At 46.3% G+C, this 20,819-nt stretch carries 12 protein-coding genes and 2 pseudogenes; 10 read left to right on the forward strand and 4 right to left on the reverse strand.

Annotated features, from left to right (window positions below; genetic code table 11):
- The first annotated feature begins 420 nt into the window (after positions 1-420).
- From hpsA to ACLGGO_RS18625, 6 genes are all read left to right on the forward strand, one after another.
- The gene (gene hpsA / locus ACLGGO_RS18600) at positions 421-6,459 is read left to right on the forward strand and encodes a hormogonium polysaccharide biosynthesis protein HpsA (protein WP_446420426.1); all 6,039 of its coding nucleotides are present in this window, start codon (positions 421-423) and stop codon (positions 6,457-6,459) included.
- Positions 6,460-6,495: 36 nt separating this feature from the next.
- Positions 6,496-7,359 carry a hormogonium polysaccharide secretion pseudopilin HpsB gene (gene hpsB, locus ACLGGO_RS18605; protein ID WP_446420427.1) on the forward strand — a complete coding sequence of 288 codons (864 nt, stop codon included), beginning with the start codon at positions 6,496-6,498 and terminating at the stop codon, positions 7,357-7,359.
- A gap of 103 nt (positions 7,360-7,462) precedes the next feature.
- A complete protein-coding gene (gene hpsC, locus ACLGGO_RS18610; RefSeq protein ID WP_446420428.1) occupies positions 7,463-8,515 on the forward strand; it encodes a hormogonium polysaccharide secretion pseudopilin HpsC in 1,053 nt (350 codons plus the stop codon).
- 88 nt (positions 8,516-8,603) lie between these two features.
- Positions 8,604-9,395 (forward strand): pilus assembly FimT family protein, encoded by a 792-nt coding sequence (locus ACLGGO_RS18615; RefSeq protein ID WP_446420429.1) that lies wholly within the window; start codon positions 8,604-8,606, stop codon positions 9,393-9,395.
- Positions 9,396-9,770: 375 nt separating this feature from the next.
- Positions 9,771-10,316, forward strand: coding sequence for a pilus assembly FimT family protein (locus ACLGGO_RS18620; protein ID WP_446420430.1), 546 nt, complete (start codon positions 9,771-9,773; stop codon positions 10,314-10,316).
- 179 nt (positions 10,317-10,495) lie between these two features.
- Entirely contained in the window at positions 10,496-11,827 is a 1,332-nt protein-coding gene (locus ACLGGO_RS18625; RefSeq protein WP_446420435.1) for a bifunctional folylpolyglutamate synthase/dihydrofolate synthase, read from the forward strand.
- A gap of 125 nt (positions 11,828-11,952) precedes the next feature.
- Here the strand turns inward: ACLGGO_RS18625 and ACLGGO_RS18630 are convergent, their stop codons facing one another.
- The 3 genes from ACLGGO_RS18630 to ACLGGO_RS18640 all read right to left on the reverse strand — a co-directional run bounded on the left by ACLGGO_RS18630 (position 11,953) and on the right by ACLGGO_RS18640 (position 15,194).
- Positions 11,953-12,840: a putative capsular polysaccharide synthesis family protein gene (locus ACLGGO_RS18630; protein ID WP_446420431.1), complete on the reverse strand. Its 888-nt coding sequence runs from the start codon at positions 12,838-12,840 to the stop codon at positions 11,953-11,955.
- A gap of 146 nt (positions 12,841-12,986) precedes the next feature.
- On the reverse strand, positions 12,987-14,267 hold the full coding sequence (locus tag ACLGGO_RS18635; protein WP_446420432.1) for an ABC transporter substrate-binding protein: 1,281 nt from the start codon (positions 14,265-14,267) through the stop codon (positions 12,987-12,989).
- Between the two features lie 54 nt (positions 14,268-14,321).
- Entirely contained in the window at positions 14,322-15,194 is an 873-nt protein-coding gene (locus ACLGGO_RS18640; RefSeq protein ID WP_446337319.1) for a pentapeptide repeat-containing protein, read from the reverse strand.
- Positions 15,195-15,497: 303 nt separating this feature from the next.
- Here ACLGGO_RS18640 and ilvD point away from each other — a divergent pair, with 303 nt between their 5' ends.
- A complete protein-coding gene (gene ilvD / locus ACLGGO_RS18645; RefSeq protein ID WP_446420436.1) occupies positions 15,498-17,180 on the forward strand; it encodes a dihydroxy-acid dehydratase in 1,683 nt (560 codons plus the stop codon).
- A gap of 237 nt (positions 17,181-17,417) precedes the next feature.
- Here the strand turns inward: ilvD and ACLGGO_RS18650 are convergent, their stop codons facing one another.
- The gene (locus ACLGGO_RS18650) at positions 17,418-19,037 is read right to left on the reverse strand and encodes a Nif11-like leader peptide family natural product precursor (protein WP_446420433.1); all 1,620 of its coding nucleotides are present in this window, start codon (positions 19,035-19,037) and stop codon (positions 17,418-17,420) included.
- Positions 19,038-19,230: 193 nt separating this feature from the next.
- Between ACLGGO_RS18650 and ACLGGO_RS18655 the strand changes: the two are divergent.
- From ACLGGO_RS18655 to ACLGGO_RS18665, 3 genes and pseudogenes are all read left to right on the forward strand, one after another.
- Positions 19,231-19,326, forward strand: a pseudogene (locus tag ACLGGO_RS18655) (glutathione S-transferase family protein); the annotation flags it as partial.
- A 308-nt stretch (positions 19,327-19,634) separates the two neighbouring features.
- A complete protein-coding gene (locus ACLGGO_RS18660; protein WP_446420434.1) occupies positions 19,635-20,507 on the forward strand; it encodes a pentapeptide repeat-containing protein in 873 nt (290 codons plus the stop codon).
- Positions 20,508-20,610: 103 nt separating this feature from the next.
- A pseudogene (locus ACLGGO_RS18665) lies at positions 20,611-20,819 on the forward strand (RNA-guided endonuclease TnpB family protein); the annotation flags it as partial.

Raw genomic sequence — 20,819 nt, forward strand, 5'->3', positions numbered from 1 at the left:
GGACTAGGTTATAACGGGGGTAGCGTTCCCCGGATTTGGTATCACCCCATCTCCCTTAACCAAGGACGAAGGACGAAGGACGAAGGACAAATAACCAAAAGGATGATCACTTTTCTCGCCAAAGTGGGTAAGCTAGGCATAGTAACTCACTGATGAGAGATTGTACCCTATAGTACAGTCTGATTAAAGCAGGGTGATGGTGAGAACTGCTTCTGATACCTCGAATAATTCTATCGCCAGAGGGAACTTGCCCCCAGAGCTTTTGTCTCATAATACAAGGCAGGCTCGTCCCCATCCGGACATATTAATTAAACGTCTTGCTATTGCTTATTCTCAAAATCACTTAGACAGAACGCCACCAAAAGCGTTGTTGTTCAGTTTAACTATCTATCGATACCTCAGCTTGAAAGGAAATCACCAATGTCAATCCCGAAGAAGCTAGCCAAGGTTATTCAGAATCTCTATCGGCAACTCCTAAAGATATCTAGAACCCTGACCAAAGGGTTCATGACCTGGCTATTGCGAAGTTTGATGGTTTTGCGCCGTCGCTCTGACCTGGCTAGGGCTGGGTTTATCCTACCCACGGTAACCATGGTGATTTTGGTGGTGATCCTACTCACTACCGCGATTGTATTTCGTTCCTTTGACCGGGCGAAAAATGCTCGCAACTACCGGGTGAGTCAAGAGGTGATGGCAGCCGCAACGCCCACGATTGGCCGGGCAACAGCTAAGCTGGATGCTTTATTTGATGATCCACGACTGCCTCGTTCTACCCCCTCTGACAGTGCGCTTTATAACTTGCTGAGTAGTGATGATAAATTCACCTTCCCTGGTGAACAGCGCTTGACAGTGGCTTACGATCTTGAAGAAAATGGTATTTCAGACAAAGCGGCAGATGAAGCGAAACCACTTGAAGAGCGCGATCGCGTGACAACCGCTTGGCGATTTCCCGTTGATACCAATGGCGACGGGCTGTTTGATAGTTTTACTATATATGGCATATTTTTCCGCTCTCCGGCGCGTGAACCAGATGGTTCTTTCCAGTACGCCAGAAGTCCCTTAGACGCCAGAACCCCACCGATGGATGAAGGTACAGGTAGTGGAGTATGTGCAGGGGCACAAAAAACGAGTGCTAAGTTGGTGAGTCAGGCGGGTTGGTATAAGTCTGGCTCTTCTCTGAAGAAGAGTTTCTTTGTCTATACGGCAACTGTGCCTATTGTTGAGAATCTCAACGGGCTGGGTATTGATCCTAGCGAGGAAGGCAAATATAAACCCTTCCCCGCCGGATCAGCTCCAGGTTTCTCAGCACTAGAACACCAGCAAGACCGGGCAAGAATTCCTTTGAGTAATAACGCGGTGGTCTTCAAAAATGACTTGGCACTGGTTTCCGGTGACCCAGTGCGACTGAATGGCAGAATTATGACCAGCGGTAACTTATTTACCACGACGACCCAAGGAGGCGAGGTTGAACTCTACCAAGTGAGTGCCCCAGCCTCCTGTTTTTACGAGGCAGAAAACAGCAAAATTATTGTAGGCGGTCATGTGATTAACGCATCGCCCACCAGCAAGGACTACTCTAACAGTAAAGACGTTAAAGTTCATCTGTTTGTTGATAACAAGGAGCCAGATCAAGGTAAAGTTTTAACGAAAGATAATCAATCGGCAAAAAACACTGAGAGCCCCAAAACAGTCCTCTACAATGGCGATGCCTACCTAGCTCGTGTCGATCACTTAGTAGACAGCTGGAGGGCAAAAAAAACCGCTAATGGTGAGGGATACAACGCGGATGATCCAGAGGATGTCATAACCAAAGTTAAAGAAGCGGCGGCAAGTGAAAAAGAGAAGGAGCGAGAAAAGGCATTAAACGCCTACTTCAGTGACCGAACCAGGCAAGTTCCATTTGAAGAGGTAGGCAAGGGAGTCCGTGAAACCTTTACTGCCGCAGATGACCCAGAAGGTGAGGGAGACAAGTTGCGTCCGCCAGACGAATGGATGTTTCCCTATAACCCGGCTGATGGGAAGAGTATAGCCGGCGAATACGCGCCCATTGAACTGAATACTAAAGGCAGTAGTGTTATGCCTAAGGCGACAGTTCCCGATATTCTAGAAGAGAGCGATCGCGAAAATGAACTGGGCGATCGCATCCTAGTCGGTCACAATCTGCCTGCCGTCTGGCACGAAAAGGATGGAAACCCCGTTGGGGAAAACGAACGCCAGGACATCGTCGGTACGACATGGGATGTACCAAAGGGAACCAACGAGAAACGCAGTCGTGCTACCCAGGTTGCTCCCCTGAGCGATGTGGGAGATAAGAGTCGAGATGGGTTCTGGGAAAAGGAAGCTGCCCGACAACCGGAAAATTTACTCGACCCAGTGGGCGGCTTGCGGATTGTCACCGGTGCCGGGGTGTATGAACGCAAAAACTCTTTCTTGCCTCCGCCCACCTGGGATGACCCAACAACTCCAGCGATTGAGGCGAAAATCTGGGATGACCCAACAACTCCAGCGATTGAGGCACAAACCTTTTATGATGACCCCTCGACTACAGTAGTAGAAAAGTTTCCCATTGTTTGGCCCGATACCATGCCCATGTCCCCTATGGCGGGTGAGATCGTCTATTCAAATAGGGATAATGACCAGGAGTGGAAGGATTTCGACGGTAAGGGCTTACCCGCACTGCCAGGCAGCCCATTCCCAGATCTAGATCTGACTAATATTACATTATTTGGCAGCGGGGGAGCTAGCCAAACCATCGACCCCAATACAGCTAAATATGCCAAAGGCGACCTGCGGATGAGGGCAACAGCAGTTTATCACTATGCTCAAGACGTATACCAAAGCCCGTCGGCAGGAAAGGATCAAAAGCAAAAACCCATTGCCTGCGTCAGTAGCTACTACGACCCCACTAATGCGACTACTGCCAGGAATCTGCAAGGCTTATCGGATGTAAGTGGGCAATTAGGCTTGCCCCCGAAGCAACTTCCAGTTGGTTGGGGCAAGTCGAATAACGGCGTGAGTTATCCTGCCCCCAGCAAAACTTCAGAGAATATTCCGAAAATGAATACACCGCAGGGGCTGGTGCGGAATCAGGGTAAAGAAGATTACGGGACTACCTTAGACAAGCAACTTGCCTATCAAGCCAATCTCGTCTTTCCTAATGGACGTTTTGTCAACGAACCCCTGCGCCAAGCGTTGCTGGAAGCCCCGCTTGACCGGACCCTCGCCCAGCAAGCAGCGATTGACTCGACAATCTGCTCCTTGCAGATTTTAGACGGAACCCTCGCACCGAGTGCAAGTTTTATCCCCCACGGGGCAATTAGCGAAGTTGCATTCCTGGATAGTCGCCAGATTCAAGCTATTGATGAAGATAAGTCAGGCACATTAGAAGTCGAATCTGTCGCTGACTTAACCGGAGAGTACGACCTCCCCATAGAAGAGCGCCAACCCCTAGAAGTACGGGTCACCAAGATAGACCTGGATAAACTACGTAATAAACCCATTAATGGTTCATTCATCCCTGGAAGTGGGATAGCTGAATACCTCTTGCCCAACAGTGGCATTATCTATGCCTCGCGGGACGATGCTTTGGCAGACCTGAGCCAATTGCTCCCCGACTTAGACGAAGATGACCCATCCATCATCGACAAACCCAATCAGCTACCCGGTGCGGGCTTAAGCGAGGAAAACAAAGCCAGCGCCCGGCGCGAAAGTGCCGTGGACTACAAGCTTGACCCCACCCGTCGTCCCAGTGGCATCCTGATATTCAATGGCAAAAAGCTTGCCCGCAACAACAATGAAAAGTTCCGGGAGGAGGAAAAGGGACTGACTTTAGTCACCGACTTACCCGCCTATATTTGGGCTTGGTCAGATACGAACGCCAATGAAATTGTCGATCCTAGCGATGAGTCTCTGTTCAATCCTCACAGTCAGGAAGAATTCAGAACGGCGCTGAATACGGGAACGTGGCGCAACTTCTACACGCGCGGGAGAGCAGGAGATGCGAATGCACTCAATCCCAATTTCGCTTGTCGTCCTGGTGATGCTCGCCTGCCGGATTGTACAATCGGGGATACCTGGCGACCTGCAACGGTGATTGCTGATTCGATGACGTTGCTGTCGAAGGATTTCCGATTTGGCTTCCGCGATGAAGGGGATTACGACCTCAGAAATAATAACGTTGTCAATCAGAGCTTTATCACCAATCGGTTGAACAGTGGCTTCTTTGCCAACAACTTTGTCACCAATGGATTTAGCAGTGAGGGAATAACGATTAGTGGCAAAACTCCCACAGAAAAGGATTACTCTCAAGGGGGTAACAATTACATTGGCAGCTCCTATTTCAATAACTTTGTCACTCCCGTTCAGCGACGATTTGATAACGCTGGGGAATATGTGATGGAAATCTGCCGCAAGTTACCGGTTTCTGCTTGTACGGCGGAGGACTGGGTTGTGGGATATGACCAGGATGGGAATGGTAGGTTGGATAATGCGGCTGAGAAAAATGTGAGGATTGACCAACTCGGACACCCCAGTAATCCGGGCGACTGGACGACTCGTCCAGATCGTCTGGGTGCTGGCACAACCGCCCGACCCGCTTTGATGGAATCAGACCGACGCTTCCCGCGCCGCATCGCCTTTGCCCGGACTGCCAACCATACCTTAATTCTGGACGATACCAACTTGCGACCCATTGGCGTCGGCTGTCCCCTAGATATTACAGGTAACGCCCCTGAGAAGAATGGCTGTGTGTATAAGGAAAAGGATCAGGATAGCAATCAACAAATACCGCAAAGTGAAAGGATACCCAACCTCACTACCCAGAATACCCTTTGGTTCCGCACCACACTAAGCACTACTGACCCCGGAACCCAAGCTGCTTATCGGGCTGACCGACCAATTTACTACGAAACTGATGTAACAAAGTATGCACAGGTGCTTAATGCAGCCGGGGATGCCCAAGAGAAGTATTTCAAGGATGGGGCAAACAAGAACCTGTTCGTGCCTAAAGTGGCAGAAGATCCAGAGTATGGAGTGATTCGGAATACCTTAGCAAAACTCAATGAGGGTAACAACCCGATTGCTAAACACGCTTTCTGCTTGCAGTCAGGGGTCTCCTCTACAAATATGATTGATCAAGCGGCATTTACTAATGTTCCAGAAAATGTTCCAGCAAAATACAAACTTACTGAGGAATGCCCTCAGGGTATAACCAAGATTGATGAGATCCGAGAGGAGCTGATGTCTCTTCCCGACCCTGAGGCTGATCTTGAGGATGCAATTGTAAAGCCCACAGTGAGTCTAGCAGTAACTGGGGGAACACTGGAAGCACAACCCTCTAAAGCTCCTACTTCTACAAACCTACAAAAATCGGTTAATGTCTATAACCTTCCTGTAAACACTTTTAATGACGGTGCGGAAATTACGCTTAATGGAACACCTGAATCGATATTTGTCCTGCGAACTACTGGTGCTCTTCAATTTGGAGATGACTTGGGAGATCAAATTCCCAATAATGATTTAAATGATCCAAATGATGCAAAAGATGGAATAGGCGTTAAGCTAATCCTTAAAGGTGGCGTTGACCCCAACAACGTATACTGGGTTGTGAAGGATGGAGAGCTGATATTTAAAGCAGATCCAACATCAGCAGCTCCAACATCGCCCCATCGACTAGCTGGTAACTTTATCGGCAGTCCTACTAATACCATCAAATTCGCTGACAATGTAGAAATCAGCGGGGGTCGCTTCCTCGGTTTCGATGAAGTAGCCGCCTTCGGACCTAATGTCAAAATCTACGGCATGACCGCCCAAGACCAACCCATAACCGTCCCCGTATTACAACTGCAAATCCCTAAAGAAACTGGCGGCAATATCCAACCCCATGGGGATGACCTTTCCAAGCTGCCTAAGCTGGTAGAGGAAACGAACTGGCATCAAAAAGCGACTGACAGCACCTTTAACCTGATCAGTGCTGTCGGAAACACCCCAGCACGGGAGGGTGAACCCGATGGTGGTATTGGTAACTTCGCCCGCCTCTTGGAAGCCTGGTCTTGGAAAGGACAAAAACGCATCCTCTCTATTAGCGGTTCTCTAATGCAGCTTGACCGGAGTAGCTATGCCACAGGTTCTTACCAACCGTTCTTAGATACCGGATTTTTTAATCAGCAAGGAGGACTGTTTAATTACACACAACAGTATGGCACTTCTAACTCCGAGGGTAAAATCCCCCAATCCCGACCCCAAGATCGGCGTCTTGGTTATGATGTGGGCTTACTGAGTCAGCTCCCTGACCTATTTAGTAGCCAATTCACCACACCCTCCACCGGAGAGCCGGATAAGTTCTACCGAGAAGTTTCGCGGGATGACCCCTGGTTACAAGCGTTATTGTGCGCCAGAGTAGCAAACCCACAAGAGCCTCAGGCGGTCAGTGAGAATGTACGTCCCAGTTGTGACTGGTAAAAAATCCCAAGGCTTGAACCAGCAGCAGATTAAACCATGAACAAGCCCAAGCAGATGCAACAAAATCCAAGGCAATTGAATCGCGGATATTCCCCGCTATCATTTGCCCTTCAGCAACTGACTTATCGAGAGCCAGTTACCTTGAATCCTTCCGTCAAGGTTCCTGGCGGTGATCATCACCCCCGCCAGGGGGGGAAATCCCGCCAAGGAAGTCAGTCTGGTTTTACTATCATTGAATCGTTAGTAGCGATTATTGTGGTAACGATTCTGATGATTGGGTTGGCACCTGTAATTACGCTGTCAGTGGCTACGCGGGTTCAAGCCAAACGGGTGGAACTTGCCACTCAAGCCGCAAGATCCTATCTGGATGGGGTGAGAACTGGAGCGATTCCCTTTGGACCGACGGATACTGAGGATGCAGAAGGAACTCATGAGGCGATTACAGAGGATGCGGCAAGTACTTCAGACGACAACTTGAATCAAGTTGCTCCTCCAACTAAAGCAGCTCCCAATTGCCCTTCTACCAAGGTCTATTGTACCCAACCCAGATCAAACGACTCTGTATTTTACTGTGTAGATGGGGATGCAGATAATAACTGCAGCACCTCTAAAGACTTCATCATTCAGGCATTCGGCAAAATTCCCACTCAAGGTGGAGTGACCAATCAAGTCTATCCAAATTACAAGTTAGGGGTGCGTGTCTACCGGGCTGATTCGTTTATCTCTAAGTTTACCGAGGGATTTACCGCTGCTTCGACTCAATCGAGTTTTACCGGGGGAACGGGTATAAGCAAAGAACAAGCCCCCTTGGTGATCATGTCAACGGAGATTCCTGTAGGGGAAGACGAGCTTGGTGAGTATCGAGCAATATGTACCGACAATGATACGCAGGGTTGCTAGTACAACTCAGCAGAGAGAACAAATTCAAAACTCGGTTCCCTTGAGGGACGTGAAGGGTCAAAAAATGTCCGCGTTTTGAGTAACTTTTACGGAGCAGGATGTCATGAGAGAGGCAATTCAATCAATCTTTAAAGCTCAGCGCAAAGGCTCAGGGTCAGCCCAAAAAGCCAAGGGGTTTACGCTGATTGAACTCCTCGTTGCGGTTATTTTAGCCGCTTTAGTGATCACGCCGCTACTCGGCTTCATGATCAACATCCTCGCCACAGATCGCCGAGAACAAGCCAAATCGGCGACAGAACAGGAACTGCAATCCGCCCTTGACTACATCGCTCGCGATTTAGAGCAAGCTGTTTACATCTATGATGGTAAGGGTCTTCGGGGAACAGGTGATGAGGGAATTGGGGAGAATCTTAAGATGGACGGTAAGCCTGTCTTAGCATTTTGGAAGCGGAAAAATTTACCGAATGCTGTCAGTAGTGATTTTGAAACCACAGGTAAGTCTTGTACAGCAAATACCGAAGCAGATAAGGAAAGACAATGTAATGATCACTTTGTCTATTCACTAGTTGTCTATTCCCTGATTGAAGGTGGAAATAATGATAATTGGTCAGACGCAGCAAGAATTGCTCGCTTTGAAATTAGAGACGGAATTAGAGACCCTACTAATTCTGATCCTAATGTATATATTAATAACCCTGATCCAAAATTTCAGCTTTTTGAACTAAAAAGAGGCCAGTCTGTTGAAAAGTCAATGAATGCGTGGCAGCCGAAGGGGGGTCCAATTACACAGGCTGAAGTTCGAGGCTATACTAACGTATTAGTTGATTACATTGATCAAACTAAAGTATCACAAAACGCAGATCTTAAACCTGTTCCAGCAGATTATTGCCTATCGCCTCTGGGATTGGATAATGGGAAACTAGGAGAGCGGGAAAAAGACAAAGAAGAACCAAAAACGTCAAAAGACTTAAACACTCTCCCTGACAATGGGTTGACTAGCTTATTCGCTTGCGTAGACACAGAAAGGGAACTGGCTCACGTCTACTTGCGAGGCAATGCCCTCGCAAGAATTCAAAATGAGGCAGAATATTCTAAGGATTCTCCCTATTTTCCTGAGGCAACGATTACTGTGCAAGGGCTAGGATTTATAGAATAGCTATTCTATAAAGAGTATCCATTACCCGTCATTGGTTATTGCCAAACACTGTACTTTCAAATGATCAATGAAAAAAGAAAGATAGATTATGAATAAATCAACCTTATTAAAAAGTCGCTCAAAACAAGCCATGGGTCAAACTCAACCCCCTAGGCGGGAAGACTGGGATCATGTCAGGTTTGCACGCAATATTCCAGCTAACCGGATAAGTTGGGTTTCGTTCCTCAACCCAACCTACAAAGTTGACATGCACCCGAAAGACTCAACCCAAGGTGAAGCCGGATTCAGTCTTCTGGAACTGATTGTGGTTGTGCTGATGATCGCTATTCTATCCGCTATTGCCGCTCCGGGTTGGCTAGCTTTTGTCAATCGTCAACGGGTAGCGAAAGTGAATGATGGGGTATGGAGTGCTCTACAGGAGGCTCAGCAAGAAGCGAAGCGGACACAACTGAGTTATAGCGTTAGTTTTAGAAACCCGGCTGGAACACTTCCCCAAGTGGCTGTTTACCCGACAGAAGATCGAGCAGGTCAAGCGATTAATCTAGCCAACAATAGCAACACTTGGAAACCTTTAAGTCAAGGGTTAGACATCAAACCCGAACAGGTTACTCTCTGCTCCAATATTGATAGCAGTAAAGCTAATAAAAAAGCAAACAATTCTGATTGTAGTTTTACGACGGCAAGAACAATCACTTTTGATTACCAAGGTAATCTAGGGACTGTTGATGGTCAAGATCCAGATATTGGTGATGGTATTAGTATTACCGTAGCCGTACCCAAATCTAATGGTGACCCCATTGAGTCTACAGCTCGCTGCGTCGTCGTCAAAACAATCATTGGCTCAATGGCACTGGAACAAGGAGACAATTGTCAGCAGTGATTAATCAAAGTTGATATTACCTCCAAGATCCGTTAATTTGTGAAGTCCTATTAATTTTTAAGACGTAAGGATTTATTAAATAAACATTTCTAACATTCCCCTGTTCATCAAAAAACTCTTGTCGCAAAATATCAAAAAGGAGTTGCCAGAGGAGCATCCAATTTTTAGAGAGTTGTAGCCGATTATTGATGCGTTTAGGGAGTAAAATGCTCTCTTGACGGATAGTTTTGTAACCTGGAACTGCTTAAGTTGCAGATAGTAACCGGTTTGACTCATTGATTGTGGGTTTAGGGATTAGCTCATAAAAATGGGTGACTACATGCACAGCCTGACACTCCTGATACATGACACATTGATGGGCTCAGGGTAACTGAAATGTTGAATAACAATCAATTAATAAACGCCAAACCTAACGCCACGGCGGGATATACATTAATGGAGGTAACGATAGTCGTTTTCATGATTGGGATATTGGGTGCGATCGCCGCCCCCGCTTGGCTACACTTTACGAATAGACAGCGTTTAAATACAGCGCAATACGAAGTTTACCAAGCGATGCAAGCGGCGAAAAGTAACGCTAAGCTACAGAAAGTGGATTGGCAAGCTAGCTTTCGGGAACAGGATCAGATTGTACAGTGGGCGGTTCATCCTGAAACGGTTACGCCAGCGACAGCCCATTGGCAGAGTCTTGACCCCAATATTCGCATAGATGACGAGACTACTCTAAAATTTAGTGATGGCGTGTATAAGGTTGAATTTAACTTCAAAGGTCATGTGACACCTCCCTTCGGGCGGTTAACGTTGACCACGAAGCAGGGAGGGAAAACCAAACGTTGTGTATTTGTTTCTACCCTTTTGGGAACATTACGAATGGCGAAGGAGAATCCAAAATCAAACCGAGATGGTAAGTATTGTTATTAGTTCTTCGTCATTTTTAGATCCCCCTTCCGTCCCCCTACCCTCCTCATTTCCCCCCCTTTCAAATTTCCCCCCCTTTCAAAGGGGGGCTAGGGGGGATAGAGAGGGGCTGGGGGTGAGGGGTTTAGCTTAAGTTGACAAGGGCGCACGTCGGTGCGCCCCTACGAGTTTGGTGTATGGATATTAATATTAATTCTCTGCTGCAACCCTATCAACGCTTTGGTGTTCACCTGGGTTTAGAACGCATCCAGCGACTCCTGGAGGCTTTGGGTAATCCCCATCAGCGTGTTCCCATCATTCATGTGGCGGGAAGCAATGGGAAAGGTTCTGTGTGCGCCTATGTTTCCTCGGTTCTCAGTGAAGCGGGTTATCGGGTTGGACGCTATACATCTCCTCATTTAATCGATTGGACAGAACGAATCTGTATCAATCAACACCCCATTTCTACTGCAGAACTGGTAAACCTGCTGGAACAAGTTCAAGCGGCGATTCCCCCAGATACGGAAGATTCCCCGACGCAGTTTGAAGTGATCACGGCGGCGGCTTGGTTATATTTTGCTCAGGAACAAGTGGATATTGCGGTGATTGAAGTGGGGTTAGGGGGGCGCTTGGATGCAACCAATGTTTGTGATCATCCCTTGGCGACAATTATTACTTCGATTAGCCGCGAACATTGGCAGGTTTTAGGTTCCACGCTGAGCCAAATCGCTACCGAGAAAGCGGGTATCCTGAAACCCAATTGTCCGGCGATTATCGCCCCCCTTCCCCCAGAAGCCAAAGCCGTTGTTCAATCTCGCATCGAGCAGTTAAATTGTCCGGTAACCTGGGTAGAAGCGGCGGCGGAGGTGGGGGAGATAATTGGTAGGGGCGAAGCATTCGCGCCTAAATATCTCGGTTTTCTGCCAACATCCCAACGCGAATGCTTCGCCCAATCCCCCATCACCCATTCAGGAAGATGGGCAAATTATCAGGGGATAACCTATCCATTACCCTTGCTGGGGGAGATTCAGCTAACGAATTCTGCTGTGGCGATCGCGACTTGTCAATCCCTGATTCACCAAGGCTGGCATATCCCTGATGCTGCTATTGTTTCCGGGATGGCAAAGACGCAATGGTTAGGACGCTTACAATGGACAAAATGGCATAATCATCCCCTGCTAGTAGATGGCGCCCATAACCCCGCTGCGGCGACAGGTTTGCGTGAGTATGTGGATAGGCTACATACCCCTGTAACCTGGGTAATGGGGATACTCTCAACCAAAGAGCATGAGGGGATTTTCCGGGCATTACTGCGATCGCGCGATCGCCTCTACCTTGTCCCCGTGCCTGATCATAGCTCAGCCGAGCCAGAAGAACTAGCTGCGATCGCGCGATCGGTTTGTCCTAATCTTGCCGATTGTCACACCTATCCTAACTTAGAGGCTGGACTGCAAGCGGCGACAGCCACCGCTTCTGATTCTACCATTGTCCTGTGCGGTTCTCTTTATCTCGTCGGTTATTTTCTTGGTTCGTAGTTGCGCTTTATACCAAGAGCAACGATGCAAGCTGGAATCAGCAAGCAGGTGAGTCCTCACCGTATCCGACACAGCACTATTGTAATGTTTGGAAGGTTCAGAAGTTGTTTCGTTTTTAAGCTAACCTAATAACTTTTCCATCGTTGATAAAATTGCTCAATCTCAGATTTTGAGTAGAAGTGCCTAACTAATTCTGTTTGATAGATGTTATCGAGATAGTCAACAGGCAAATTAACATTCCTCAGAAAAATTTTGTAGAGATTTTTATATCGCTTATTTAAGCCTACATTAGCCTGAACAAGATTAAAGTTTTGGATGCCCAAGAAATCTTTAAACGCACTCTGATATGAATCATTTAGAGATTCCAACTTTAACCAAAGAACTCTTGCTAGCTTAGTGTTGTCAATATAGTAATTCCTACCGGCTAAGGTAGATGCAGCAAATAGGTCAACATTCAAATGATCTTTCAACTCAAAATTAAACCACTCAAATGGGTGTATACGGCTGGGATTTTCAACCCGTTCTTTGTAAAAGCCTTCAATAATTTCTTGCACAATTTTTGTATCGCCTTCTGCTTTGATTTTTTTTCTGTAGTCAAACCCTAATAGGAGTTCTCCTTCTAGTTTTTGAAAAAAACCAGATAATATTTTAGCAATAGGGTCTCTGACGAGAGTGATCACACTCCAAGGATTAACTATATTCTTGCGATCCAGTTGACTTCGCAAGTATTCTGAGTGAAGAGTTTCAGGATACATGAAGTGTAGTTTTCGATAATTGGCTTGGTCTGTTTCTATAGCTTTCCTAATCCTCTCATGATTTAGGCTGTGAATATGATAAATGGGAATATTTAGATTTAAAGACTGAAGGCTTTTCCAGATTGTAGTTGAACCAACCTTACCCATTTGATAAATAACAATCTTATCTTTACTGTGCAGTCCTTCTAGCCATAAACGCAGACGATAATAAGGATGTTTAATGCGATAGTTTTCCTTGATTAAAGAATTAAGTACCATCGGGTTTTAGATTCCTTCTTTTGCGGGAATGTCTACTAACTATAGTTTAGACGACGAGGGCGAAACTTGCCACAATATAACCATTGTTTATACTTTTATAACGCTTGCCCACTCTACAGTTATGTCAGACAAATGACAAATGACAATTAACGAATATCCCACATCTGGGCTGCATCAGCTACAGCTTCTTCTACCTCCTTTTCGCCTAACATCGCCGCCTGTAAATTCTCATAAATCGCGGCTTGTAACTTATTTAAATCCTTCATCGCCGGTACTAATACCTCCGCCTCTGTCAACTGACTAGCACTAATTGCCCGCGCTTGTTCCACCGGGGAAGCATTCGGATTACTTGACAATTGAGCTTGATACTGTTCCACTGCTTCAATGGTTGACGGTAAAACATTTGCCGCTTGAGCAAAGGCTAACTGATTCTCGGTATTAGTCACAAATAGAGCAAAGTTTAAAGCTTCCTCTGGATTGTTCGTATCCCGTGGAATCACTAAATTCATCACCGCCACATTCTTTTTCCCAGTTTTTCCGGTAATTTGAGGAGATGTCGCCGATACTTTAGCAATATCCGGCGCATTCGTTTCAATTGTCTTTAAAAATTCCGCCCCCGACGCCAGCAAAGCCGTTTCCCCCCCTTGATATAATTCAATCGCATTCCGATGTCCTTGGGTGAGAACTTCTCGCGGTAAGAGTCCTTTTTGATACAAATCTACCCAATACTTAAACGCCGCCTTTCCTTCTGGCGTATTAAACGCCGCCTTTCCTTCCTCATCAACTAACTGCACGCCCATCTGCACAAAAGATTCCAACACTTCACTGGAATCATTGGGGACAAAGGTAACAAAAAAGGCATATTTCCCCGTCTTATCTTTCACTTGCTGAGCCACCTCTGCCAGTTCAGCATAAGTTGTTGGCGGTTGACTAATTCCGGCTTGTTTGAGTAAATCCTGATTGTAAATCGTCACCCGTGTAGTCAGATACCAAGGAATGCCAAAACTTTGATTATCAATTGTACTCGCTTGCCAGATTTTGGGTAAATATTGCTGCCGGATTTCATCAGGAATTTTTCCCTCTAAGTCTAACCAAGCATTACGAGTGGCAAGCTGGGAGGCAAAGCTAGGATTTAAGTTAACCACATCCGGTGCCGTTTTTGCCGATACAGCCGTTAAGATTTTACGCTCCATTTCTGCCCAAGGGACATCCACCCATCGTACTTTAACCTCTGGGTTATCGGCTTCAAAATCCGCGATCGCTTGGTTAAAATACTCCGTAAACTGAGGCTGAAGCTGCATCGTCCAGAACTCTAATTCTCCAGACGCGGAGGGTGTCGGGGCAGGGCTACAGCTTACCAGCCAACTCAACAGCCATCCCAACAGGGCAAATAGTCCAAATCGTTTCCAGGTTTTGATCGCAATCATTGATAGTATACCAGTAATAGGCAAAAGGCAAAAGGCAAAAGGCAAAAGAGCAAATTACTCATAATTTAATCCATCAGGTAATATAGCACCCGTTAACGTCGCACCGCGCAAGTTAACCTGATCCATATTGGCATCAAGCAAAACAGTTTCTAGTAAAATTGCATCCGTTAAATTAGACCAACACAGTTTAGCTCGATATAAATTTGCCTTGCTGAGATTAGCGCCGCGTAGGGTTGTCCAACTGATATTCGCCCCTCTTAAATTAGCCTCTATGAGTATCGCTTGGGTCAAGTTTGTGCCATTAAGAATCGCCCGACTTAAATTTGCCTGAGTTAGGTTTGCCCGGGTAAAGTTAGCACTATGTAAAAGGGCTTTGCTCAGATTTGCCTCTTTTAAGTTTGTCTCTAGGAGAATGGCATTCGTAAAATTCGCCTTTTCTAAATTGGCACCCATTAACGTCGCACAAGAAAGATTCGTGCGGCTGAGTGAAGCGTCTATCAATTTTGCCTGATTTAAGTTAGCATCCCGGAGTATCGCCTCACTCAGAATTGTTTCCGACAGATTGGCACGATTCAGATTAGCACCATTCAAAGTAGAGGCTCGCAAATTAGCATTGATTAAATTGGCTTCACTAAAATTAGCTTGACTCAAGTTACTGGAAATGAGGTTAGCGGCGCTTAAATCCGTTCCCTGTAGCGTAGCTTGATTGAGATTCGCTTCTCGAAAGTTGACCAGTTTGAGAAACGCCCCCGTCAGATTGCTTTGGCTTAAGTCTGCTCCTCGCAGGTTGGCTTGAGTCAGATCAACGCCAATCAGGGAGGCGCCCCTAAGATTAACTTTTCTGAAGTCCCGTTCCCCTGCTGCATATCGTTTCAGCAGTTCATCGGCATCCATAATTGTATTGTGATTGCCTAGGTAGATGTGCATCAAAGGCGATTAAAGCATCAAGTTTACCTTAAGGAATTCATGATTGGTGAGTCCGTGAGTGATAATGAAGAAATTGTCCTGTAGCAGGGTAGGAAATGGGGTGATGGGGTGATGGGGTGTGTAGAGACGTAGTCGGCTACGTTTGGAACTCAGTCGGGGCGGGTTTACTCGCATCTGGGTGAGGCAAGAAATGATAGTAGTAAAACCCGCCCCTACAGACGCTTTTCCATTGCCCGTTCCCTGGTCCGTTTTCCCTGTTCCCTCTTCTTTGACAAATGACAAATGACGAAGGAAAGTAAGCCAATGCCAGACAATGTGAGAAGTCAAGTCGTTACCCAAGGCGTTCAGCGATCGCCAAATCGTGCTATGCTGCGTGCTGTCGGTTTTAGCGATCGCGATTTTACCAAGCCGATTGTCGGGTTAGCCAATGGATATAGTACAATCACGCCCTGTAATATGGGCATCAATGATTTAGCGCTAAGGGCAGAAGCCGGATTAAAACAAGCTGGGGCGATGCCGCAAGTATTTGGCACAATTACCATTAGCGATGGGATCTCCATGGGAACCGAGGGGATGAAATATTCCCTGGTGTCACGGGAAGTGATTGCTGACTCGATTGAAACCGTCTGTAATGGTCAAAGTATGGATGGGGTGCTGGCAATTGGTGGCTGTGATAAGAATATGCCAGGGGCAATGATTGCGATCGCGCGTCTGAATATCCCCGCTATCTTTGTCTATGGGGGGACGATTAAACCCGGACATCTGGATGGACAAGATTTAACGGTTGTCAGCGCCTTTGAAGCGGTAGGACAACATAGTGCGGGTAAGATTACTGAAGAACAACTGCTTGCAGTAGAACGCCATGCTTGTCCCGGTGCAGGTTCCTGTGGGGGGATGTTCACGGCTAACACCATGTCTTCGGCATTTGAAGCCATGGGGATGAGTTTACCCTATTCCTCGACGATGGCGGCGGAAGATGCCGAAAAAGCCGACAGTACAGAAAAATCAGCGTTTGTTCTGGTTGATGCGATTCGTCAGCAGATTCTACCCAAACAGATATTAACCCGCCAAGCCTTTGAAAATGCCATTTCTGTAATTATGGCAGTGGGCGGATCAACAAATGCTGTATTGCATTTATTGGCAATTGCGCGTGCGATTGGCGTGGAGTTATCCCTGGATGACTTTGAAACCATTCGCGCCAGAGTTCCGGTTCTGTGTGATCTTAAACCCAGTGGCAGATATGTCGCCACAAATTTACATCAAGCTGGGGGCATTCCGCAAGTGATGAAAATGCTCCTGGTTCATGATTTGTTACACGGTGATGCATTAACCATTACCGGGAAAACCCTAGGGGAAGTATTAGCCGAGGTGCCCGACGAACCGCGAAGGGATCAGGATGTAATTCGTCCCTGGGATAATCCTATCTATAGCCAAGGACATTTAGCCATTTTAAAAGGAAATTTGGCAACCGAAGGCGCCGTGGCGAAGATTACCGGAGTGAAAACGCCCCAAATCACCGGTCCTGCGCGAGTCTTTGAATCTGAGGAAGATTGTCTGGATGCGATTTTGGCGGGTAAGATTAAAGCCGGTGATGTGATTGTGGTGCGTTATGAGGGACCAAAAGGGGGTCCGGGAATGCGGGAAATGCTAGCGCCAACATCAGCAATTATTGGTGCGGGGTTAGGGGATTGTGTCGGATTAATTACCGATGGTCGCTTTTCCGGTGGCACTTATGGTATGGTAGTCGGTCATGTTGCCCCAGAAGCCGCTGTTGGGGGTGCGATCGCGTTAGTCGAAGAAGGGGATTCGATTACGATTGATTCCCCGGCGCGATTGTTACAACTTAATATATCTGATGAGGAACTGCAACGACGCCGCGCCAATTGGCAACCGCCCAAACCTCGGTATACCACAGGAGTGCTGGCGAAGTATGCCAAATTAGTGGCGTCTAGTAGTGTGGGTGCGGTGACGGATTTGAATCTGTGATGAATCAAATAATGGGGTGATGGGGGAGTTTTCTTGGCTTTTCTGGGCAACGAGGTTTGTTGTTTATACCAATTGATTTAAAACCCACCTAGTGGGTGGACAGGGGCGGGTTTAGTTGCATTGGGGTGCAACCGAAACAATAGTAGTAAAACCCGCCTCTACATCCAATACTATTCGGTTAAGGGAGAAGGGGTAAAAACACACTCCCTTTACCTATTACTCTTGCACTTTTTTGTATTAGTTATGGGAACCCGCACCACCCGATAGAAAACTGACGAGCTTTTTGAGGGTAGGAAAACTTTCTTTCGTTCCTTGACTGGAAAAGCCAATAATTTTGGAGAACTCCTTCTCAGATAATTCACCCGACTGATACTGTGCAAACGCATCAACAACCCGAATTAAATCCTCTTTGGAAAACTCAAAACCCTGCTTGGCGGCAAACTCCACCACCACCGGGGCATTATTCGTGAGGGCTTGTGCTTCTGCGGCGTCGAGTTCTGAATAACTACTAATGTCTCCATCGCCCACACCGAGTAATGTTCCCAGTTGTTGTTGGAATTGTTTATCTTCGGCGGTTTTCTGCATAAACTGTAACACTTTGGGAACAGTCGTTGCTGGTTTTTCCACGGGAACCAATTGTCCATTAATTTTGTGGTAACGAGTTCCGCGATAGACAAACTCTAGAGTTTGTTTAATTGAGGGTAAACTTGCTGGTGTCCCTTGATCAGAAAATCCCAGAATTTTAGCTAAGTCTTGATCGGATAGTTCATTGGATTTATATCGCACAAAGGCATCAACAACCGTTGTGAGTTGTTCAAGGGAAAAGTCAAACCCATATTGAGCCGCAAATTTCACCACTAACGGGGCGCGATCGCCGATTAACGCAGCGGCTTCTTGCTGATCCAATTCGGAATGGTTACTAATATCGCCGTCACCGACTCCCAATAATGCTCCTAATTTTTGTTTGACTTCGGGATCGGAAGCCGTTTTCTGCATAAATTGCAGGACATTGGGTGTAGAATTCACCGATTCGTTTACGGGGACTAGCTTGCCATTAATGCGTTTATAACGAGTCCCCCGATAAACATAGTCTAATGTCTGGGTAATTGAGGAGATACTTTCTTTTGTCCCCTGGTCTAGGTTGGATACACAAATAATCTTTGAGAAATCGTTAGCCGATATTTCGCCTGATTGATACTGTTGAAACGCATCTACCGTTGTTCTTAAGTCTTCAACGGAAAAGTTAAACCCTTGTTGGGCAGCAAACTTGACAACTAAGGGGGCGTGATCGCCCCTTAAGGCTTCGGCTTCTTGGACATCGAGTTCCATTTGACTACTGATATCCCCATCGCCAACGCCCAACAGGGTGGCTAATTGCTGTTGTAAGCCCTGATCTTCCGATGTCTTTTGCATAAATTGCAGAACACTGGGCGTAGAATTAGTGGGTTGGATCACCGGGACGAGTTTCCCATTAATTCGTTGATAGCGAGTTCCCCGATAGACAAATTCTAATGTCTTTTTAATCGAGGGAATACTCTCTTTTGTTCCTTGATCGAGGTTGGATAATCCAATGCGTTGCGAGAACTCTGCTTCAGACAGTTCTCCTAACTGATATCGCCCAAACGCATCAACGACGGTTCTTAAATCGTCAACAGAAAAATCAAACCCCTGCTGGGACGCTAACTTGACGACTAAGGGGGCGCGATCGCCCCTTAAGGCTTCGGCTTCTGCCTGATCCAGTTCAAACTGACTACTGATATCGCCATCGCCAACCCCTAGCACTTCCCCTAGGTGTTGCTGTAGCTGTTCATCTTCTGCGGTTCTCCGCATAAATTGCAAGGCTTTTGTGGTTGTCATCTCACTGCTCGAATTCGCAATTCTTAGTAAAGGGAAAATTGTACCTGAATTACATCACCATTCAATAGCTTTTAACAACTCTTAAACCTGATTGTTTAAGGTTTTGTTATATTTTTATATAATGTTCGTGATGAACAGTTTTATCAAGTTCAAGTGTTATTTTATCAAGCGTTCCTGCGCTGTCGAATCTCCGCTGATGAAACTATACGATTTTTTACTGTCCGGAAACTGCTATAAGGTACGTTTGTTACTGACTCAAATTGGGATTCCGTTTGAGCGGGTTACGATTCAACCTGGACATATTCCCATCACCCAAAAATAAGTAACAAAATGAACCCATTTTTGTTCCTAATCTGAAAATTGATACTATGATTAATCTGTCGATAAAATAAATCAGGTCAGGGCATCTACGTCAAGTCATGACTCAAGTCGGTCAAGTTGCCATTAATGCCACCAAAGCATCCCATAGATTAATACCGACATAAAGATCTCTACTCAGCCTTTCAAGTGTTGGTAGAGAAAAGATTGGTATTGACGGTACAAACTCAGCAACGAGACGGCTAAGGGTTAGCCAAAAATAAATAAAGGTAGATGCAGATGAACCCTGATGAACTATTGAGCAGATACAACGCAGGCGAACGGGATTTTTTTCTCATCGACGTAAATGGAGTCAACCTGATGGGCGCCACTCTGAGAGCGGTAGATTTGACTTATGCCAACCTGAGTCAAACTAAATTAGTCCAAGCAAACTTGAGTCGTGCTACCCTGCATAATGCCAATTTGCAGGGTGTTGACTTGCACCACTCAAATCTGCGAGGTGCTGATTTGAGTGGTGCTGATTTGATGGGAGCGAATTTAGTGGCGGCAAATTTGAGTTTTGCCACGTTGACGGGTGTGGATTTAAGTGGTGCTAATCTGAGTTTCGTCCACTTGATGGGTGCTGATCTCAATGGTGCTAACCTCTGCCAGGTTAACCTATTGGGCGCGGATTTGCGAGGTTCTTTATTGATTGGCGCTAATCTCAGTCGCAGCAATCTGAGTCGCTGTTATTTATTTGAGGCTGATTTAAGTGAGGCAAATCTGGAGCAAGTGAACTGGCAAAGCAGTCTGTATAATCGGCAAACTTGTTTTCCTGAAGCGTTTGATCCTGAACAAATCGGTGCTTATTTAATTGCACCTAATGTCTCTCTGGCGGGGCTGGATTTAAGCGGTGTTAATCTTACCAGAGAAAACTTACAAGGGGCGAACCTGAGTCAAATTAATTTAAATCAGGCTAACTTATGTTGGGCAGATTTACGTGATGCCAACTTGCAGGGAGCGAATTTGAGTGAGGCGAATCTCAGTGGCGCTAACTTGCAGGGGGCGAATTTGAGTCAGACAAATCTGGAAGGGGCGAACTTAAGTGGTACAACGATGCCCAATGGGGAGTTACATCAGTGTGCTTTAATCCAGAAACCTGCTGGGAGATAGGGAAGAGGGGGTGTACAGTAAAAAGCGGGTACTCTTCGGTACTCGCTTTTTACAATCCCTGGTGTCCTATGTTAAAATTAACGACAATAGATTTAATCCCGCCATGCTAGTATTCGAGGCAAAATTACGAGGAACAGACGTGCAGTACGCGATCTTGGATAAGATGATTCGTACTGCTCGTTTTGTTAGGAATTCGTGCCTCAGATACTGGATGGATAACAAAGGGATTAACAGATATGACCTCAACAAATATTGCAAGGTACTCAGAGAACAATTTGAATGGTGTAAAAAGCTCTCAGCGCAAGCTTGTCA

The organism is Coleofasciculus sp., from assembly GCF_046565525.1.
Lineage (GTDB): Bacteria > Cyanobacteriota > Cyanobacteriia > Cyanobacteriales > Coleofasciculaceae > Coleofasciculus.

Excerpts from the sequence above, each read along its gene's own strand:
- hpsA (WP_446420426.1), top strand. The coding sequence starts at position 421 with ATGTCAATCCCGAAGAAGCTAGCCAAGGTTATTCAGAATCTCTATCGG.
- hpsB (WP_446420427.1), top strand. The coding sequence starts at position 6,496 with ATGAACAAGCCCAAGCAGATGCAACAAAATCCAAGGCAATTGAATCGC.
- hpsC (WP_446420428.1), top strand. The coding sequence starts at position 7,463 with ATGAGAGAGGCAATTCAATCAATCTTTAAAGCTCAGCGCAAAGGCTCA.
- ACLGGO_RS18615 (WP_446420429.1), top strand. The coding sequence starts at position 8,604 with ATGAATAAATCAACCTTATTAAAAAGTCGCTCAAAACAAGCCATGGGT.
- ACLGGO_RS18620 (WP_446420430.1), top strand. The coding sequence starts at position 9,771 with ATGTTGAATAACAATCAATTAATAAACGCCAAACCTAACGCCACGGCG.
- ACLGGO_RS18630 (WP_446420431.1), bottom strand. The coding sequence starts at position 12,840 with ATGGTACTTAATTCTTTAATCAAGGAAAACTATCGCATTAAACATCCT.
- ACLGGO_RS18635 (WP_446420432.1), bottom strand. The coding sequence starts at position 14,267 with ATGATTGCGATCAAAACCTGGAAACGATTTGGACTATTTGCCCTGTTG.
- ACLGGO_RS18640 (WP_446337319.1), bottom strand. The coding sequence starts at position 15,194 with ATGCACATCTACCTAGGCAATCACAATACAATTATGGATGCCGATGAA.
- ilvD (WP_446420436.1), top strand. The coding sequence starts at position 15,498 with ATGCCAGACAATGTGAGAAGTCAAGTCGTTACCCAAGGCGTTCAGCGA.
- ACLGGO_RS18650 (WP_446420433.1), bottom strand. The coding sequence starts at position 19,037 with ATGACAACCACAAAAGCCTTGCAATTTATGCGGAGAACCGCAGAAGAT.
- ACLGGO_RS18660 (WP_446420434.1), top strand. The coding sequence starts at position 19,635 with ATGAACCCTGATGAACTATTGAGCAGATACAACGCAGGCGAACGGGAT.